The organism is Paenibacillus glycinis (genome assembly GCF_009909185.1).
Classification (GTDB): Bacteria; Bacillota; Bacilli; order Paenibacillales; family Paenibacillaceae; genus Paenibacillus_Z; species Paenibacillus_Z glycinis.
In genome coordinates, this window is record NZ_JAAAMV010000013.1 from 20,937 (window position 1) to 39,275 (window position 18,339).

Sequence of the window (18,339 nt, forward strand, 5' to 3'; positions counted from 1 at the left end):
AGGAATCAAGAATAAAAAGCAATCGCGGTGCAGGTATTACCCGACTGCCGGATAACCGGACGCGGGACCGGGACCGCAATAATTACTTAAGGAGCTGACCCAAGCGTGGCAGAAGCGTATAAACAAGCCGGCGTCGACATCGCGGCGGGCAACGAAGCGGTCGAACGGATGAAGAAGCACGTGAAAAAAACGTTCCGTCCCGAAGTGCTGACGGACCTTGGCGGTTTCGGCGGCTTGTTCGGCCTGAACAAGGACAAGTACGAGGAGCCGGTGCTCGTATCGGGTACCGACGGCGTGGGCACGAAGCTGAAGGTCGCGTTCGCGATGGACAAGCATGACACGATCGGCATCGACGCGGTCGCCATGTGCGTCAACGATATTATCGTGCAAGGCGCGGAACCGCTGTTCTTCCTGGACTATCTGGCTTGCGGCAAAGTCGAGCCGGCCAAGATCGAAGCGATCGTCAAAGGCATCGCGGACGGCTGCGTGCAGTCGGGCTGCGCCCTCATCGGCGGCGAGACGGCCGAAATGCCGGGGATGTACCAAGGCGACGAGTACGATATCGCGGGCTTCACGGTCGGCATCGTCGACAAGAAGAAGATCATCGACGGCAAGACGATCAAACCGGGCGACGTCGTGCTCGGTCTCGCGTCGAGCGGCATTCACAGCAACGGCTACTCCCTCGTGCGCCGGCTGCTGGTCGACAACTCCGGCTACGCGTTGGACGACAAGCTGCCCGAGCTGGAAGGCAAAACGCTCGGCGAGGTCATCATCGAGCCGACCCGCATCTACGTGAAATCCGTGCTGGAGCTGATAAACCGCGTGACGGTCAAAGGCATGGCGCACATTACGGGCGGCGGCTTCATCGAAAATATCCCGCGCGTCCTGCCGGAAGGCGTGAACGTGGACATCGCTTACGGCTCGTGGCCGATCCAACCGGTCTTCAAGCTGATGCAAGACAAGGGCGGCATCACGAACCGCGACATGTTCACGACGTTCAATATGGGCGTGGGCATGGTCGTCGTCGTCGGCGAAGAGCAAGCCGAGGAAGCGCTGCGCGCCGCGAAAGAACTTGGCGAAGAGGCGTACATCATTGGCAAGGTCACGGAAGGCAGCCGCGTGGTCACGTTCACGGGAGCGGACGTGTAATGGCGAGATTGCGCGTTGCCGTCTTCGCATCGGGGCAAGGCACCAATTTCCGCGCCCTGGCGGAAGCGGCAAACCAACAAAGGCTCGAGGGCGCAAGCCTCGAGCTTCTTGTTTGTGATCGGCCCGCGGCGCCCGTGATCGAGCGCGCGCGGAAGGCCGGCGTGGATGCGTTCGTGTTCAAGCCGAAGGATTATCCGTCGCGCGAAGCGCATGATGCGGACATTCTCGCGGAGCTTCGGCGCCGCGGCATCGAGCTGATCGTGCTCGCCGGCTATATGCGGATCATTACCCCCGTGTTGGTGGAACCGTTTTACGGGCGGATGATCAACGTGCATCCGTCGCTGCTGCCGGCTTTTCCGGGCGTGAACGGGATGCGGCAGGCGCTCGATTACGGGGTCAAGCTCACGGGCGTCACCGTCCATTACGTGGACGGCGGGCTCGACAGCGGGCCGATCATCGCGCAGCGCGCCGTCGAGATCGCGGACGGCGAGACGCTGGAGACGCTCGCCCCGCGCATGCACGCGACCGAGCAGCAACTGCTCCCATGGGTCGTCGGGCGAATCGCGGCCGGGGCGGTCGAATTGAACGGGCGGAACGTGGTCGTACGTTAATTCGTTTCAAAGCAGCGTTGGGTAGAAAGCTGACCGGGCCGTTGCCGTAATAGGCTCAAGAGCGGCATGAGATGCCGTATATTCGAGGGAGCAGGCGGATTTGAGAACAGGAACGGCACCGGATGCAGCACATTTGGGGCAAACGGCGGTTTTAGGTACAGGAACGGCATCGGATGCCGTACATTTGCGGTCATTTGCGATTTCAGGTAAAGGAACGGCACTAGATGCCGTACATGCCGGCAATAGCGGTTTGCGCAGAAGAACGCTGCCGGACGGGCTGTACGTCTCTAGCTGTTCGCATCCGCATACGAAGCAACGACAGCGCGCTCGAAGGAGCCGCGCAATAACGTTTAGGAGGACTAATCATGACCATTCGCAGAGCACTGATCAGCGTGTCGGACAAGACGGGGATCGTGGAATTTTCGCGGGCGCTTGCCGGACTCGGCGTGCAAATCATTTCGACGGGCGGGACGGCGAGCTTGCTGGAGAAGGAAGGCGTTCCGGTCGTCGGCATTTCCGACGTGACGGGCTTCCCGGAGATACTCGACGGCCGCGTGAAGACGCTGCATCCTGCGGTACATAGCGGCCTGCTGGCCGTGCGCGACGACGAAGAGCATCAGAAAGCGATGCAGGAGCTCGGCCTCGATTACATCGACCTCGTGGTCGTGAACCTGTACCCGTTCGCCGCGACGATCGCGAAGCCGGACGTGTCGTACGAGGACGCCATCGAGAACATCGATATCGGCGGCCCGACGATGCTTCGTTCCGCGGCCAAGAACCATGCGTTCGTGACGGTCGTCGTGGACGCGGCGGACTATCAGACGGTCCTGGACGAAGTCAAAGCCGGCGGCGACACGACGCTCGACACGCGCAAAGCCCTGGCGGCAAAGGTATTCCGCCACACCGGCGCGTACGACGCGCTCATCTCGGATTACCTCTCCAAGCTGCAGGGCAACCCGCTGCCGGAGAGCCTGACGGTCACGTACGAGAAGGTGCAGGATCTGCGCTACGGCGAGAATCCGCATCAGAAGGCGGCGTTTTACCGCAAGCCGCTTGCCGCGCAGGGCAACATCACGACGGCGGAGCAGCTGCACGGCAAAGAGCTGTCCTACAACAACATCAACGACGCCAATGCGGCGCTGGCCATCGTGAAGGAATTCAATGAGCCGGCCGTCGTGGCGGTCAAGCATATGAACCCGTGCGGCGTGGGCATCGGCCATGACATCCATGAAGCGTATCAGAAAGCCTACTCCGCCGATCCGACGTCGATCTTCGGCGGCATCGTGGCGGCGAACCGCGAGATCGGCGCGGCCACGGCGCAGCTGCTGAGCGAGATCTTCCTCGAAATCGTCATTGCGCCGAGCTTTACGCAAGAGGCGCTGGACATCCTGACGAAGAAGAAAAACATTCGTCTCCTGAAGCTCGGCGAGCTGCAGGCGGCCGGCGAGCGCAAGCCGGAATGGCTCGTGACGAGCGTGGACGGCGGCATGCTGGTGCAGGAGAGCGACGTGCACAGCTTGACGGAAGCCGACATCAAGGTCGTCACGAACCGCCAGCCGACCGAGGAAGAGCTGAAACAGCTGCTGTTCGGCTGGAAAGTCGTGAAGCATGTGAAGTCGAACGCGATCCTGCTCGCGGCGGACGACATGACGGTCGGCGTCGGCGCCGGCCAGATGAACCGCGTCGGCGCGGCGCGCATCGCGATCGAGCAAGCGGGCGACAAAGCCAAAGGCGCCGTGCTTGCCTCCGACGCGTTCTTCCCGATGGGCGACACGCTGGAGCTCGCGGCGAAGGCCGGCATCACGGCGGTTATCCAGCCGGGCGGCTCGATCAAGGACGAAGAGTCGATCGCCGTGGCGAATGCGCACAACATCGCGATGGTCCTGACCGGCGTGCGTCATTTCAAACACTAGCCCGATGCAGGCGGAGCATGCGAGTACAGCGTACTTACGCAGCGTCGTTACGCTTACGACGGGCTCGCCTATCGAGCATGAAGCAATAAACCGCGGCATGAACATGCGGTAATTGTGATTCGAGCCTGCGCAAAGCGTTCGCTGCGCATATCTCGGCCCCTGCCGCGCGAAAGCAAATTGTTCGATCGCGGCAGCGGCCCAACGGAATAGAAGGAGGGCTTCCTTGTGCGTATTATGGTCATCGGCGGCGGCGGGCGCGAGCACGCCATCGTCTGGGCGCTCGGCAAGAGCGAGAAGGTCAGCAAACTATTTTGCGCGCCGGGCAACGCGGGCATCGCGGAGCTGGCGGAATGCGTGCCGATCCCGGTCAACCGGTTCGACGATCTGATTCAGTTCGCCTGCGACAACGAGGTGGATCTCGTCGTCGTCGGTCCGGACGATCCGCTTGCGGACGGCATCGTGGATGCGTTCGAGGAACGCAACATTTCGGTCTACGGCCCGCGCAAGAACGCGGCGGAGATCGAAGGCAGCAAGATTTTCATGAAAAACCTGCTGAAGAAATACGACATTCCGACGGCGAAGTACGAAACGTTCACCGATTACGAGTCCGCGATGGCCTACTTGCAGCAGCAGGAGGCGCCGATCGTCGTGAAGGCGGACGGGCTCGCGGCCGGCAAAGGCGTTACGGTCGCTTACTCGATCCAAGAAGCGGAAGAAGCGCTGCACGGCATGATGGTCGGCAAGGTGTTCGGCGAATCCGGCGGCCGCGTCGTCATCGAGGAATTCCTCGAAGGCCAGGAGATGTCCATCTTGGCATTCGTGGACGGCGCGACGGTGCGCGCGATGGTGCCGGCGCAGGATCATAAGCCGGTGTACGACAACGACAAAGGACCGAACACCGGCGGCATGGGCACGTACTCTCCGCTGCCGCACATCGATCCCGCGCTCGTCGCGGACGCGATCGAGCACATCATCAAGCCGACGGCCAAAGCGATGGTCAGCGAAGGCCGCCCGTTCCGCGGCGTGCTGTTCGCGGGCCTCATGATCACCAAGCAGGGCGTAAAGACGATCGAGTTCAACGCGCGCATGGGCGATCCGGAGACGCAGGTCGTGCTGCCGCGTCTGAAGACCGACCTGCTCGACATTATCCTGGCCTCCTTGAACGGCCGCTTGGATCAACTCGAGATCGAATGGAGCGACGAGGCCGCGGTGTGCGTCATCGCCGCGTCGGAAGGCTACCCCGGCCCGTATCCGAAAGGGCTGCCGATCGCGGGACTTGAAGCCGCCAAAGCGCAAGGCGCGCTGATCTTCCATGCCGGCACGTCGCTGAAGGACGGCCGGATCGTCACGAACGGCGGCCGCGTGCTCGGCATCGTCGGCCGCGGCCGCGATATCGCGGAGGCGCGCGCCCGCGCGTACGAAGCGGTATCGGTCATTCAGTTCGACGGCATGCACAGCCGTACCGACATCGCGGCGAAGGCCTTGCGCGGCTAGGACGCGCACCCGCGGCCGGCCGCTAACGCCGATAATAACACTATAAAGCCTGTCGGGAATTTTCCCGGCAGGCTTTTTTGATCGGCACGAACGACCAAAGGCATTACGTTTCTCGCGCGAACATGCGCCGCATGAGAAAACAGGGCGGAGCCGGTCGCCCGGCAGGAGTTTCGAGGCGCGCAGCGAATTTGATCTAGGTGAAAGTATGCGCTTTCATTGGGTGACAAGAAGAAACGCTCGCTGAAGCAAGCGGAATGGATGAGCGCGGGAAAAGATTGCGCGGCTCCAAGCTTGCGACGCGAGCAGCGGATGCACACGACCAGATTCGATGGATAGGAGATGACGTTAGACTATGCAAATGCCTGTTCTTCATTTATGCGGCGACTTCGTCGTCAGACGGAATTGGAAGCTGGACATGCGAGTATTGGAAGAGCACGAGCTGGTCTATTTCCCGATTGGAACCGGTACCATATATGACACCGGCGAGCGGTCGTATCCGATCGACCGGCCCGGGTGGGTCATCACGCGCGCGGGCGTGCCGCATCGCTGGCAGTTCAGCGAATCGTCCGCCACGCGGCATCTGTTTCTTCATTTCAGCGCCGATGTAAGCTTGTTTCCGCATCTGCTGCGGGAGAACGGCCCGGATCTGATTCCCGCCGGGGAGGGCAATTTTCATGCGTCGCTGATCAGTTATTTGCTCGAAGTCACCTATATGGAGAAGAACGGCCGGCGCAGCAACATGCTGCTGGCTTCGTTGTTGAACGAGCTCGACCATCTGGCCTCCCGGGCCAAGGAAATCAGCCGCTTCGACGATCCCCGAACGGAGAGCGACTCCCGCTCCCCGTATTCCCTCGTGGTCAGCAAGGCGATCCAGTACATCCGGCGCCATCTGGCCGATCCGATCACCGCGCAGGAGATCGCGGCGCACTGCCAAATTTCCGGCGAGCATCTGTCCCGCCTGTTCGTGCGCGAAGTCGGCATTCCCCCGCGCCAAATGATCATCCAGCTGAGGCTGGAGCGGGCCGCGCACACGCTGCGCCACAGCACGCTCAGCATCAACGAGATCGCGGCCCAATGCGGATTTTCCGAAAACCATTATTTCTCCAGAACGTTCGCGGCCAATTTCGGCATGTCCGCTTCCGCCTACAGAGGCAAATACGCGGTGCCGGACGCGCAGCACTTCGCTTACGACGAGACGATCGAGGAGAAATACCCGATCAACGCGTACATCCGCCTCAACCCTTTATCCCCGTCATCGTAATGCCCTCGATAATATAACGCTGCAGCAGCAGATAGACCAGCAGCACGGGGATGACCGCGATCGCGGACCCGGACATCATGAGCGTCCAGTCGGTTACATAGAGGCCTTTGAACGTGCTGAGCATGAGCGGCACGGTGAAGTTGTCGGTCGTGCTCAGGAAGATGACCGGCCGGAAGAAATTGTTCCACGTGCCCAGAAAGGCGATGATGGCGAGCGCCGCGAGCGCCGGCTTCACGAGCGGGATCATGATCCGCCAGTAGATGGTCCACATGTTCGCGCCGTCCACGTAGGCCGACTCGGACAGGTCGCGCGGAATGCCCAGGAAGAACTGCCGCAGCAGGAAGACGCCGAACGCGCTGAACAGCGAATCCGGGATGATCAGCGACAGATGCGTGTCGAGCCAGCCGAAGTTCTTCAGAATGACGTACAGCGGCACGATGGTCACCTGCTCGGGCACCATCAGCATCGACAAGAACAGGATGAAGAAGGTATTCCGGAACGGGAAATTGATCTTCGCGAAGGCGTAAGCGGCCATGGAACAGGTCAGCAGCTGCCCGAGGACGATGCAGATCGAGATGTACGCGCTGTTGAAATACGCTTTGTCGAAGGGCATCGCCGTCAAGGAGCGGTGGATGTTCGACCAGACCCACGGGTCGGGGAACATCTTCGGCGGGATGATGAAGATTTGCGACAAATCCTTCAATCCGCTCGAGATCATCCACCAGAACGGCGCGATCATGAGGATCGACGCCGCGATCAGCAGCAGATGAAGCAGGATGGCGGGATAGTTGATTTTGCGGTGCGAGACGCGGTGTTTGACTGTATGCAGCGGTTGGCGCGATTCCGGTTTCACCGTATTCATGGCGATGCCCTCCTATTCGGCGTAGTGGACCCACTTGCGGGACAAGCGCGTCTGCAGCGTGGTAAGGACGAGAATGATGACGAACAGCACGACGGCGGCGGCGGAGCTTTTGCCGAATTGGAAGTTCTTGAAGGCGAGCTCGTACAGATGGTAGACCATCGTATAGCTGGCTTTCGCGGGTCCGCCGCTCGTCATGACGAAGGCGGTATCGAACACCTTGAACGAATCGATGACGGCGATGATCGTGACGAACAGCGTGGTCGGCGAGAGCAGCGGCAGCGTAATGCGCCAGAACTGCTGGCTCTTCGTCGCGCCGTCGATCATGGACGCCTCGTAGTAGTCCTTCGAGATGCCCTGCAGGCCGGCCAGGAACAGCACCATGTTGAAGCCGAGCCCTTTCCAGATGCTCACGATCGCGAGGGAAGGCAGCACCAGGTGCAGATCCGTCAGCCACTGCGGGCCCTTGACGCCGAAGAGCTGCTTCAGCATGACGTTGACCAAGCCGAAATCGCCGTTTAAGAGCCACATCCACACGATGGCGACGGCGACGGAGCTCGTGACGACGGGCATGAAGAAGAACAGCCGGTACATGACGCGGAGGCGGACGTTATTCAGGGCGACGGCGGTCAACAGCGCGAGGAAGATGCCCGCGGGCACCGTGAGCACCGAGTAATAGAGCGTGTTCGTCATCGCTTTCTGGAAATCCGGGTTCTGGAACGCATACGTGAAATTCTCGAGGCCGAGGAATTTCGGCGTGCTGAAGCCGTCCCAGTCCAAGCCGCTGATGACGAAGGTGCTGATGAGCGGAATCAGCGAGAACGTAAGCAGTCCGATAAGCTGCGGGGCGATGAAGAAAAATCCCCATATCGCGTTCGATCGTTTAGGATTCATGATGGGCCTCCCGTATAGGTATGGTGGAATAGGCGAGAAGGGGCGGAACGAAGTCCTCCCCTTCTCGCCCTGCCTATGTCACCCGGCGTTTAATTGGCGCTCGCTTCGGCGATCTTCTTGTTCACGCCCTCCGCCATCTTCTTCAGCGTCGTCGCGGCGTCCTGTTTGCCCAGCAGCAGCAGGTCGTAGTTGTCCTTGACGACGTCCGAAGCGCCCGGAACGGCAGACTCCGAAGGCCACAGCGCATAGCCGATCTCGCGGGCGTCGAGGAAGTACTGCGCGTGGGCCGGCTGCGCGTTCTTGTCGAGCACCAGATCGTCTACGCCGGATACGGAAGGAACGGCGTTGCCGCCTTTAAGACGGAATTGCTGTCCTTCTTTGGATACGAAGTAGGAGAGGAAATCATACGTTTCCGTGGGGTGCGCCGTTTTCTTGTTCATGACCATGTAAGCGGTCGGGATGCCGGCGGACTCCATTTTGTTGCCCGTGTTGGTCGGCAGCGGCACGATGTCGTACTGCAGCGCGGTGTTGGCGTTGAACTGCGGAACCCACCAGCGGCCGGCGATGCCGAAGCCGACTTGGTTGGACATGAACATCGCGTCCGGGCCTTGGCCCTTCGGCAGCGAGCCGGAGAAGACGAAGTTCTTGTTCTTCACGTTGTCGGCCAGGAATTGGAAAGCCTCCACCGTCTTCGGATCGGTGTCGCCGATGAATTTGCCGCCTTGATCCTTGTCGTAGATTTTCCCGCCGTTCGTCGTGACCCACGAGTAGACCGGCGCGGACCAGTCCTCGAGCACGAGGCCGTATTTGCCCGCGGCCTGCAGCTTGGACGTCAGCTCGGTGAGCTTCTGCCAGTTCCACTGCCCCGATTCGAACAATTGCTGCGGATCGTCGGTAATGCCGGCATCGCTCAGCACCTTCTTGTTGTAGTACATGACGAGCGGATTGCAGTCGACGGTGACGCCGTATATTTTATCGTCGCGCTTCGAGCCGCCCCACAAGCCGTCGGCGAAATCGCTGGCTTTGATGGGGCTGCTCGGGCTGTCGATGAGGGATGTCAATTCCGAGATGGAGCCGTTCGCGATCAGCTTGACGACGGTGGCGTCGCCGGCGTAGAACGCGTCGGGGGCCGTGCCGCCCTGCAGCTGCGTGATGATTTTTTCCTCGTATCCGTCGTTCGGCACGGCGACGAGCTCCCATTTCACGTTCGGATGGTCCTTGTTGTACTGGTCGGTCAATTCATAGAACCGTTTCAATTCGCCCGGATTGCCCCAGGTGCTCCATTTCAAATGCAGGACCTCTCCATTGGATCCGCCCGACGATCCGGAGCTGCACCCGGTCGCGATCATCGAAACGAGAACCACCGAACTTGCGGTAAGCTGCCACGTTTTTTTCATTGTTTTTCTACCCCTTTCAGAATGATCAATATTCCAATAGTGGTGAAATCTAGTGGATTATCCGATTCGTAAGCAGATTATAAGATGGAATGACAGCGTTTACAATGTGCGTAATTCGAACAAGAAATGGACTTTTTTGATCTGATTCCATCCCATGCGGGTCCGCGGCAGGAGGGTTTTGTCGCTTCGCCTCGTACTGGGTCGAATCCTTGAATGCCATGAATTACATGCGCGGATGTTACCTCTTTGTAACTACATGCCGGCCCGATTCCTTTACCATGGGGAGAGGATAGGAAAATCGTGCACCGCCTAGGGGAGAGCAGGATGCGTTTCAGGAGAAAATGGCGCTTCAAGCGGCGTTTAGCCGCTATGATATTGGCAACGCTTATGGTAGGCCTTATGGCCGGATGCGGCAATTATTCCGGCGGCGATTCGGCCGGCCGGACCGATGCGGAAGGCATGCCGTGTCCGCCGTCCGGCCATGGGCAGGCTGCCGTTCAGGTAGGCGTGAAGGATCCGAACGGAGCCCGGGCATGCAGGGAACTGCTCGGTCCCCCATTCGCGTCGAACCCAGGACCGGCTTCCGGCACGGGGCAGGACGGAGGACATACGGCGTCAGGAACGCCGTCGCGTCCTGTCGACGCGAAGCCGGACTCGCCATCGGGCGCGCAGACGGGCTCGAATTCAACTTCCAAGCCGGGGTCGGCTACAAGCTCCAGGCCGGGCACGAACGCAAGTTCCGAGCCGGGCTCGAACGCAAGCTCCAAGCCGGGCTCGAATTCAAGCTCCAAGCCGGACTCGAAGCCTCAATCGCAGGCGGGTTCCAACCCGGATCCGAAGCCCGGTTCCGGAACGGATTCCAAGCCGCAGGACCAGGCTCCGCCCGCGCCGCCGGTGAAGCTGGATAAGCCGACGGAGCCCGCTGTCGCGTACACGGGCAAGAACGGCGCCAAGCTCGTCGCGCTGACGTTCGACGACGGTCCGGACAATCGGTATACGCCGGCGATCCTGGACATTTTGAAAGCCAAGCACATTCATGCCACCTTCTTCACGGTCGGGCTTCAAGTGAAACGCTACGGCGCCGTCATGAAGCGAATCGTGGACGAAGGCAGCGAGATCGGCAATCATACGTACGCGCATAAGGACCTGTCGAAGCTTGACAGCAATCCTATAATGAATCAAATTAAATGGACGGATACCTTGATCCAAAAGCAGGCCGGCTACGTGCCGCGGCTCGTGCGCGCGCCATACGGGGCGTCGTCCCCGCTGCTGAAGCGGATCGTGGCGGACAACAAGCGCGAATTGGTGTTTTGGACGGTGGATACGAAGGATTGGGAAGGCAGCACGGTGACGGCCATGCGGGCCAACGTGAACAAGAACACGCATCCCGGCGGCATCATTCTCATGCATTCGTTCGGCAGCAAGCATATCGCCAATACGGTTCAGCTGCTTCCGCTGATCATCAAGGATTTGGAGGCCAAGGGCTACAGCTTCGTCACGGTCGGCGAGCTGCTTGACGCGAAGGCGCAGCACCGGGCCGCCGCCGCGAAATAACCCGGGAGGAGCGCGATCATGAATTTTCTTCGAACAGCCACTCAGACCGTGCTCGCGCTCGGAGCGCTGGCCGGCCTGCTCGCGACCGCCGGCTGCCAATACACGACGACGCCGGCCGACCTGCTGCTGCCGCCCAAGCCGATGCCGGGCAACGCGGCGCTGGCCGCGGCGCTGCAGACGATTTTGCCGATTCAGGCGAAGCTGTCGGTCGTCGCGCAGGAGAGCACGGATTCATCGATCTTGGAATTCGACGGCGACGGGGACGGGGCGAAGGAAGCGTTCGTCGTCTTCGCCGACGAGAGCGGCACGCAGCGCGTCATGATGCTGGAGCAGACGGCCGGCGGCTGGCGGCAGCGGTTCACGTTCGCGGAAACGTCCGCCTACGGCGTGGACGTGCTGCGAGCCGCCGACCTCGACCGCGACGGCCGGCCGGAGCTGATGATCGGCTGGGATCAGTTCGGCGAGCCGCAGCATATCTTGACCCTCTATCATATCAGCGGGGATTCCGCGGACACGAAGCCGCCGAAGCCGCTGGCGGAGCTGCCCTACGATACGATGGGGATCGGCGACGGCAACGGGGACGGCAATCCCGAGATCGGACTGATCAATCTGCAAGGCGCCAAGCTGACGGCTTCGATCGGCATGTACCGCTTCCGGGACGACGCCGTCGCCAAGCTGACGTCCGCCGCACTGGACGGATCGGTCAACGGCTACATACAGGCGAAGCTGGGCAAAATCGCGCCGGACCGGTTCGGAGTCGTGGCGGATGCGGCGATCGGCTCGAATTCCTCGACCTCGACGATGTTGGCCTGGACCGAAGGAAAGCTCATCCAAGTCTATCCGCCGCAATCATCCGGCGATGAGAACGTGCAGACGAACGCGAACGCGGTGCTGAGCGGCGACGGCAACGGGGACGGCATCCTGGACATCCACGCGCTGACGGAAGCGCCGGGCCAGTCGGACGGCGTCGCTTACAGCGATTTGCTGTGGATCGAGGATTACAAGCAGTGGAACGGCATCGACCAATTTGACCTCGTCGGCAGGCGGTATACCGATACGGACGGCACCTATGCGATCGACCTCCCGCTCTCGTGGACCGGCTTCACGTTCCGGCATCCCGCGGACGGCAGCGGCAGCGATATCGCGCTGGACGCCTACAACGAGGAGACGGGCAGCCGGGAGGAGGAGCTGACGGTGCGGGTCGTACCGCTCGGCAGCTGGGGCGGCGAGGAGGGCAAGCTCCAAGAGGCGGACAGCCGGTATTTGGAGCTGGGCAGGGCCGACGGGCTCGTCTATTATGCCGTATGGAAGAATAAACTTCCGGCTGGCGAAGCGAACAGAAGCATCATAGGTATCTTTCCGCCGAACGAAGCGGAAATGAAGAAACTGTTCAAGCTGCTGTCATAGAGAGACAACGAGGATCGAAAGGGGGACAGCCGCATGCGGATATTATTTCTGGAGGACGAAGAGGCGATTCGCGGCTTTGTCCGCATTAATCTCAAACGCAACGGCATGGAGGTTACGGAGGCCGAGGACGGGGAGACCGCGCTGGAACTCGCGAAGTCGGCCGTTCCTCCTTTTGATATCGCGCTGCTCGACGTGATGCTGCCCACGATCAGCGGCTTCGAGGTCTGCGAGCAGCTGCGGCAGCTTTTTCCGCGCATGGGCATCATCATGCTGACGGCGAAGTCCCAGGAGGAGGACAAAATCCGGGGACTGGAGCTTGGCGCGGACGATTACGTGCAGAAGCCGTTCAGTCCGGGCGAGCTGATCGCGCGGCTGAATTCGCTGAAGCGGCGCATGATGCCGTCCGCCGACGAGCCGGCTGGAGGCGCTCCGGCAGAGGCGGGGAGCGCTTCGCCGAATGGCGGCGGCGCGGCCGGCAGCGGTGCGGCCGCCGGACCGCTCGCCGCGGGCAGCGGCCGCGATGCCGGGCAAAGCGCCTCGGCGTCGGGCGGCACCGGCGGCGCTGCGCCTGATGGAGCCGCGGCCGCGGGCGGAACGGCAAGCGGCGTTAACGGTGCCGCGGCAAATGCAGCCGGCGGCGCCCCCGGCAGCTATGCGGGCGACGCAGCGGCCAGCGGCGACGTCAATGGCGGCGCGGCGGAAACCGCCGGCATGCCGGGCGCCGCAGCGGCGAATGGCGCCGGTGCCGCGGGCAGCGGCAGCGAGAGCGGCGGCGATGCCGCCGCCGATACAGGCGCGGCCGCGTCATTCGCGTCCGGCCAGCCTGCCGGCGAAGCCGCCAGCGGCGGCCACCGGCGCGCGCCGCGGGCCGGCGACATCGCCTCCGGCCCGTTCCTGCTGTCCGCGACGGAGCGGCGGCTTTGGAAGGACAACGTCGAGATCGTGCTGACGCCGACGGAATGGACGCTCGTGAAGCTCCTGATGGAGCGGGAGGGCGAGGGACTGAGCCGCGACGATATTTTGAACGGGGTATGGGGCCGCCATTACGTCGGCGATCTGAAGATCGTCGACGTGAACATCCGGCGCATCCGGCAGAAGATCGAGATCAAGCCGTCCGATCCCAAGCATATCGAGACGCTCTGGGGCTACGGCTACCGCTGGAACCGGGGCGACGGGCAATGAGCACCAGCCTCCGCACCCGGATCGTCTGGAGCTACGGCGTGCTGATCGTGCTCGTCGTCGTGCTGCTCGGTTCCTTGTTCGGCACGCTCGTCTGGAACTACTATTACTCCAGCGCGGTCAGCTCCGTGCTGCAGCGCGCGCAGACGGAGGCAGCGCTGCACAACCGGATGATCGCCGACGAGCCGATGAAGGAGAAGGCGCGCTACATGCTGCAGAACATGGCGGTCGGCACGGCGCATCTCCAATTGCTGACCGGCTCCGGCGCGCTCGTCGTCGACAGCGACGGCTTCGCGGGCGACGGCGATATCGTGGATACGCCCGACGTTCGGTTGGCCATGACGCACGATCGCGGCATTTGGCGCGGCCGGGATCCCGTCACCAACGAGCGGATCATCGCGGTCACGCTGCCCGTCAAGGAAGGCGCCCGCATCGTGTCGATGTTCCGGTATACGGCATCGCTCGGCACGCTGGACCGGATCATCCGGAATATTTTATGGCTGACGCTGGCGGTGGGCTCGTTCGTCGTGCTGCTCTTCTTCACGATGAGCGTGTTCATCGCGAACCGGATCGCCCGGCCGATCCGCAACCTGACCAAGGTCGCGGAGAAGATGGCCGAGGGCGACTGGAGTCGTCGGGCCGCGCTGCATGACCGGGACGAGATCGGGCGGCTCGCGGACACGCTGAACACGATGGCCTCCGAGCTGACGCGAAGAGAAAAGCTGAAGGAGGACTTCATCTCCTCCGTCTCCCACGAGCTGCGCACGCCGCTCACGTCGATCAAGGGCTGGAGCGAGACGCTCGCCTCCGGCGACCTGAACGACGTGGAAGAGCTCAATCTGGGCCTCTCGATCATCGACCGCGAGACGGTCCGGCTGTCGGGGCTCGTCGAGGATCTGCTCGATTTCTCCAAGCTGTACGCGAAGAGCATCGTGCTGCATCCCGAGATGCTGGATATCCGCAAGACGCTCGTCGAGACGCTCCGGCAGTTCGAGGCCCGCGGCCAGCGGGAATCCGTCGCGATCCGCGGGGATACGGGAGGCATGCCGCTGATGGCGAAGGTGGACGCGGACCGGATGAAGCAGGTGTTCATCAATGTCTTCGACAACGCGCTCAAGTTCACGCCGAAGGGCGGGACGATCCTGGTGGAAGCGGGGCAGGAGGACGGCTTCGCCCGCATGACGATCCGGGACACCGGCTGCGGCATTCCGCCCGAGGATCTGCCGCATGTGACGGAGAAGTTCTACAAGGGCACGAGCCAGCGCTCCGGAAGCGGCCTGGGCCTCGCGATCTGCAAGGAAATCGTCGAGCTGCACGGCGGCATCTTCCGGATCGAGAGCGCCGTCGACGTGGGCACGGCCGTGACGATCCTGCTTCCGTTGCTGACGGAAGCGCAGCAGCAGCAACAGCAGCTGGAACCATGACGGGCAGCCCGATGACGGCGGCCGCACGGCACGAATAACCCGATCGCAAGCACAGGGATAACCGGCGCGCGGCGATCGGGTTTTTGTTTTGATCCGCGGAAGGCGCGGCTATTCTTTATAAAATAACGACTTGCGCTTCTTCGTGACGAAGGCGACGGCGATCAAGGCCAGACACGCGACGCTGACGGACATCCAATGCTGGCTGGCCCAGTGGAGAAAGGCGTGCATACGAGAGCCTCCCTTGGCAGGTTTTAGGCGTAGTATGCGTTGAATCGGCGGCGGGCTATGCGCGGAGCGGCGACGGATGCCGATGCGTCATCATTTTCCAAAATTCCCAATAGCGTGCATAGAGGACAAGGCAGGTGAGAACGCTAGGAAACGGCGGATGGAGCGGCATAACCCGAGCGACCATCCGAACATGAACAGCGACAGCGATGGAGGAGACGCACAATGCAGAATTTATATACCGCTACCGTTACGGTGAACGGCGGCCGCGAAGGCAAGCTGGCTTCAAGCGACGGCCTGCTGAACCTGGACCTGCGGATGCCCAAGGAATTGGGCGGCGCGGGCGGGGCGGGGACGAATCCCGAGCAATTGTTCGCGGCCGGCTACGCGGCTTGCTTCGAAAGCGCGTTGAATCTGGTGTGCCGGACCAAGAAAGTAAAGGTCGACGGCACGCAGGTGACGGGCCATGTCACGATCGGCAAGGACGATGAGGGCGGGTTCGCGCTGGAGGTCCAGCTCGATGTCTCGCTGACGGGCGTCGATGCCGCGCTCGCCAACGAGCTTGCCGAAGCCGCGCATCAGGTGTGCCCGTATTCCAAGGCGACGCGAGGCAACATCCCGGTCATTATCCGCGTCGTCTGACGCTGCGACGCCACGCGCACCTTCCGAGGCAATAAAGCGGGAGTCAAGCGGAAGGCAACGCAAGCGAAATAGCCGCACAAGGAAGAGCTGCCATCATCGCGGATGATCGATGGACGGCTCTTTGCTGCGGTTTTTTGCCGGAACGAGCATTCGAGGGATTGACGCGAGGAGATCCAATCTGAGCCCCGCATCCGCGCAATTCCATCCAGCAGCGGAAGACAATCCCATCCGTCTTATGGTTTAATTGAAGCAGAGTCATATTTCTTTCCAATTCGACACGAGGTGGGCTGACCGATGGCGCGTGAGCGCGAACAACGATACTACACGCGGCGGCTTGCGCTTCGCTTCGGCATGTCGCTGACGCTGGCTGCCGCGATGCTGCTGACCGGCTGCAGCGGCGACGACAAGCCGGAGGCGAACGACGCGAAGCCGCCCGCCGGGGATACGACGCCGGCGCCGACCGATACGGAGCCGGCTCCCGATCAGACGCAGGCCGTCGATCCGCCCCGATTCATCGCCCCGTTGACGGGCCTTCCGCAGGACCATGAAGCCAAGCTCCGCCCGATCGCCGTCATGGTGAACAATTTCAGCGCGGCGCGTCCGCAGTCGGGGCTGCCGAACGCCGACGTCGTCTGGGAGGTGCTCGCCGAGGGCGGCATCACGCGGCTCGTCGCCGTGTTCCAGAGCACGGAGTCCACGGCGCCCGTCGGTCCGATACGCAGCAACCGGCCGTACTTGATCCGCATCGGCGAAGCCTACCATGCCGTGCTCGCGCATGCCGGAGCCAGCACGGACGCCTACGATCTGCTGCAGCATCACGGCAAGGCTTATCTCGACGAGATCTCGAACGCGGGCGCGTACTTCTACCGCGAGTCGTTCCGCAAGCCGCCGCATAACCTCTACTCCAATCTCGAGAAGCTGCGCGCGGGCGCCGCGAAGAAGCACTACGACGAGACGGTGGAGATTCCGGCATACAGCTGGTCCGAAGCGGGCGCGACAGCCGACGGCACGGGCGCGGCCCAGGTGGACATCCAGTTCCTGCTGAAGGACTATCATGTATCTTACGCCTATGACCCGACGGCAAAGCTGTACAACCGCTCGATCAACGGCGAGCCGCACACGGACCTCGAGACGAAAGCGCAGATGGCCGCGACGAATCTCGTCGTGCTGGGCGCGAAGCATAAGACGTACGACGATTACGGCCGGCTGGACATCGACCTGGAATTCGGCGGACCGGCCATCCTGATCGAGCTGGGCCGGGCCGTGCAGTGCGAGTGGGTCCGGAGCGACGACGGCATGATCCGTCTCATGAAGGACGGGCGGGAGCTGCCGTTCGTGCCGGGGCATACGTTCTTCCATATCGTGCCGATGACCCCGACGTTCGAGGGGCATGTGAAGCTCGGCGGCGGGACCGAATCGGGCACGGACGGAACGACGCCTTAAGATTAAACTTGCAGAGGAACCGGGAGCGGGATGCTCCCGGTTTTTTAATTTTGTCCCGAGGTTCGGTTAATAACGGCTCTGCCGGAAAAGACTAGGAGAATGCGGCCGCCGCCGGGCGCCATTTCCGAAAGTTGTCCCGCGAAAGTCATAAAAGCTTTACAATAGCTTAACAAAATCGTCTTCATTTATGATAAGATATTGTCGGTTTCATATGTAATTTGGCGGAATCGGCCGACAAGCAATCGAGGAAGATGGCGAAGGGGATAATTATGTTCAAGAAGAAGAACGACGTGTTTTTTACGACGCTGGAAGCAATGGCGGACACGATTTTGGAAGGCGTGCTTTATTTTCAGCAGAACGTCTCCAAGATCGCGGATGTCGCGATATTCGCGAGGGACATGAAAGAATTCGAAAGCAAATGCGACCGTCATGTCCATACGATCTTGACGGAGCTGAATAAAACCTTCATCACGCCGATCGAGCGCGACGATATCATGAAGCTGACGACCTCGCTGGACGACGTCCTCGACGGCATCGAAGCCTGCGCCTCGCGGTTCGAGATGTACGCGATCACGGAACCGGACGAGTTCGTCACGCTGTTCGCCGACATCATCCTTCGTTCCGCGCAGCAGATCAAGCGGGCGATCTACCTGCTGTCGGAGAAGAAGCTGCTGGCGATGCGCGAGCCTTCGATCCAGATCAACGAGTTGGAGAACCAAGCCGACGATCTGCTTCGCGTCAGCGTGAAGAGCCTGTTCGCGAACGTGAAGGATCCGATCGAGCTGATCAAGCGCAAAGAGATCTACGAACGCCTGGAGCAGACGACCGACTACTGCGAAGACGTCGCCAACACACTCGAAACCATCATCATGCGCAACAGCTAAGGG

Annotated in this window: 15 protein-coding genes and 1 pseudogene; 13 read left to right on the forward strand and 3 right to left on the reverse strand. The window is 61.5% G+C overall.

The window, feature by feature from the left end:
* Positions 1-105 precede the first annotated feature (105 nt).
* From purM to GT019_RS17060, 5 genes are all read left to right on the forward strand, one after another.
* Complete coding sequence (purM, locus tag GT019_RS17040) at positions 106-1,149, forward strand: phosphoribosylformylglycinamidine cyclo-ligase (RefSeq protein WP_161744394.1); 1,044 nt, start codon at positions 106-108, stop codon at positions 1,147-1,149.
* Positions 1,149-1,760 carry a phosphoribosylglycinamide formyltransferase gene (gene purN, locus GT019_RS17045; RefSeq protein WP_161744395.1) on the forward strand — a complete coding sequence of 204 codons (612 nt, stop codon included), beginning with the start codon at positions 1,149-1,151 and terminating at the stop codon, positions 1,758-1,760. The genes purM and purN overlap by 1 nt, the downstream gene beginning before the upstream one ends.
* Positions 1,761-2,125: 365 nt before the next feature.
* The gene (gene purH, locus GT019_RS17050) at positions 2,126-3,673 is read left to right on the forward strand and encodes a bifunctional phosphoribosylaminoimidazolecarboxamide formyltransferase/IMP cyclohydrolase (protein WP_161744396.1); all 1,548 of its coding nucleotides are present in this window, start codon (positions 2,126-2,128) and stop codon (positions 3,671-3,673) included.
* Positions 3,674-3,898: 225 nt separating this feature from the next.
* A complete protein-coding gene (purD, locus tag GT019_RS17055) occupies positions 3,899-5,167 on the forward strand; it encodes a phosphoribosylamine--glycine ligase (RefSeq protein WP_161744397.1) in 1,269 nt (422 codons plus the stop codon).
* A 352-nt stretch (positions 5,168-5,519) separates the two neighbouring features.
* A complete protein-coding gene (locus GT019_RS17060; RefSeq protein WP_161744398.1) occupies positions 5,520-6,428 on the forward strand; it encodes a helix-turn-helix domain-containing protein in 909 nt (302 codons plus the stop codon).
* Here GT019_RS17060 and GT019_RS17065 read toward each other — a convergent pair.
* From GT019_RS17065 to GT019_RS17075, 3 genes are all read right to left on the reverse strand, one after another.
* Positions 6,403-7,290 (reverse strand): carbohydrate ABC transporter permease, encoded by an 888-nt coding sequence (locus tag GT019_RS17065; RefSeq protein ID WP_161744399.1) that lies wholly within the window; start codon positions 7,288-7,290, stop codon positions 6,403-6,405. The genes GT019_RS17060 and GT019_RS17065 overlap by 26 nt on opposite strands.
* A 12-nt stretch (positions 7,291-7,302) precedes the next feature.
* Entirely contained in the window at positions 7,303-8,181 is an 879-nt protein-coding gene (locus GT019_RS17070; RefSeq protein WP_161744400.1) for a carbohydrate ABC transporter permease, read from the reverse strand.
* A gap of 89 nt (positions 8,182-8,270) precedes the next feature.
* Positions 8,271-9,578 carry an ABC transporter substrate-binding protein gene (locus tag GT019_RS17075; protein ID WP_161744401.1) on the reverse strand — a complete coding sequence of 436 codons (1,308 nt, stop codon included), beginning with the start codon at positions 9,576-9,578 and terminating at the stop codon, positions 8,271-8,273.
* A 369-nt stretch (positions 9,579-9,947) separates the two neighbouring features.
* Between GT019_RS17075 and GT019_RS17080 the strand changes: the two genes are divergently transcribed.
* The 8 genes and pseudogenes from GT019_RS17080 (at position 9,948) to GT019_RS17115 (ending at position 18,336) form a co-directional block, all read left to right on the forward strand.
* On the forward strand, positions 9,948-11,132 hold the full coding sequence (locus GT019_RS17080) for a polysaccharide deacetylase family protein (protein ID WP_161744402.1): 1,185 nt from the start codon (positions 9,948-9,950) through the stop codon (positions 11,130-11,132).
* A gap of 18 nt (positions 11,133-11,150) precedes the next feature.
* Complete coding sequence (locus GT019_RS17085; protein ID WP_161744403.1) at positions 11,151-12,539, forward strand: hypothetical protein; 1,389 nt, start codon at positions 11,151-11,153, stop codon at positions 12,537-12,539.
* Positions 12,540-12,572: 33 nt separating this feature from the next.
* Positions 12,573-12,956 (forward strand): annotated as a pseudogene (locus GT019_RS17090) (response regulator transcription factor); the annotation flags it as partial.
* A 294-nt stretch (positions 12,957-13,250) separates the two neighbouring features.
* Positions 13,251-13,721, forward strand: a complete 471-nt coding sequence (locus tag GT019_RS32295) for a winged helix-turn-helix domain-containing protein (protein WP_161744493.1) — start codon at positions 13,251-13,253, stop codon at positions 13,719-13,721.
* A complete protein-coding gene (locus GT019_RS17100; RefSeq protein ID WP_161744404.1) occupies positions 13,718-15,142 on the forward strand; it encodes a sensor histidine kinase in 1,425 nt (474 codons plus the stop codon). Before GT019_RS32295 ends, GT019_RS17100 begins: the two co-directional genes overlap by 4 nt.
* A 450-nt stretch (positions 15,143-15,592) precedes the next feature.
* The gene (locus tag GT019_RS17105; RefSeq protein ID WP_161744405.1) at positions 15,593-16,009 is read left to right on the forward strand and encodes an organic hydroperoxide resistance protein; all 417 of its coding nucleotides are present in this window, start codon (positions 15,593-15,595) and stop codon (positions 16,007-16,009) included.
* Positions 16,010-16,303: 294 nt separating this feature from the next.
* Complete coding sequence (locus tag GT019_RS17110; protein WP_235948408.1) at positions 16,304-17,452, forward strand: DUF3048 domain-containing protein; 1,149 nt, start codon at positions 16,304-16,306, stop codon at positions 17,450-17,452.
* 269 nt (positions 17,453-17,721) lie between these two features.
* Positions 17,722-18,336, forward strand: coding sequence for a DUF47 domain-containing protein (locus tag GT019_RS17115; protein ID WP_161744406.1), 615 nt, complete (start codon positions 17,722-17,724; stop codon positions 18,334-18,336).
* Positions 18,337-18,339: the final 3 nt, after the last annotated feature.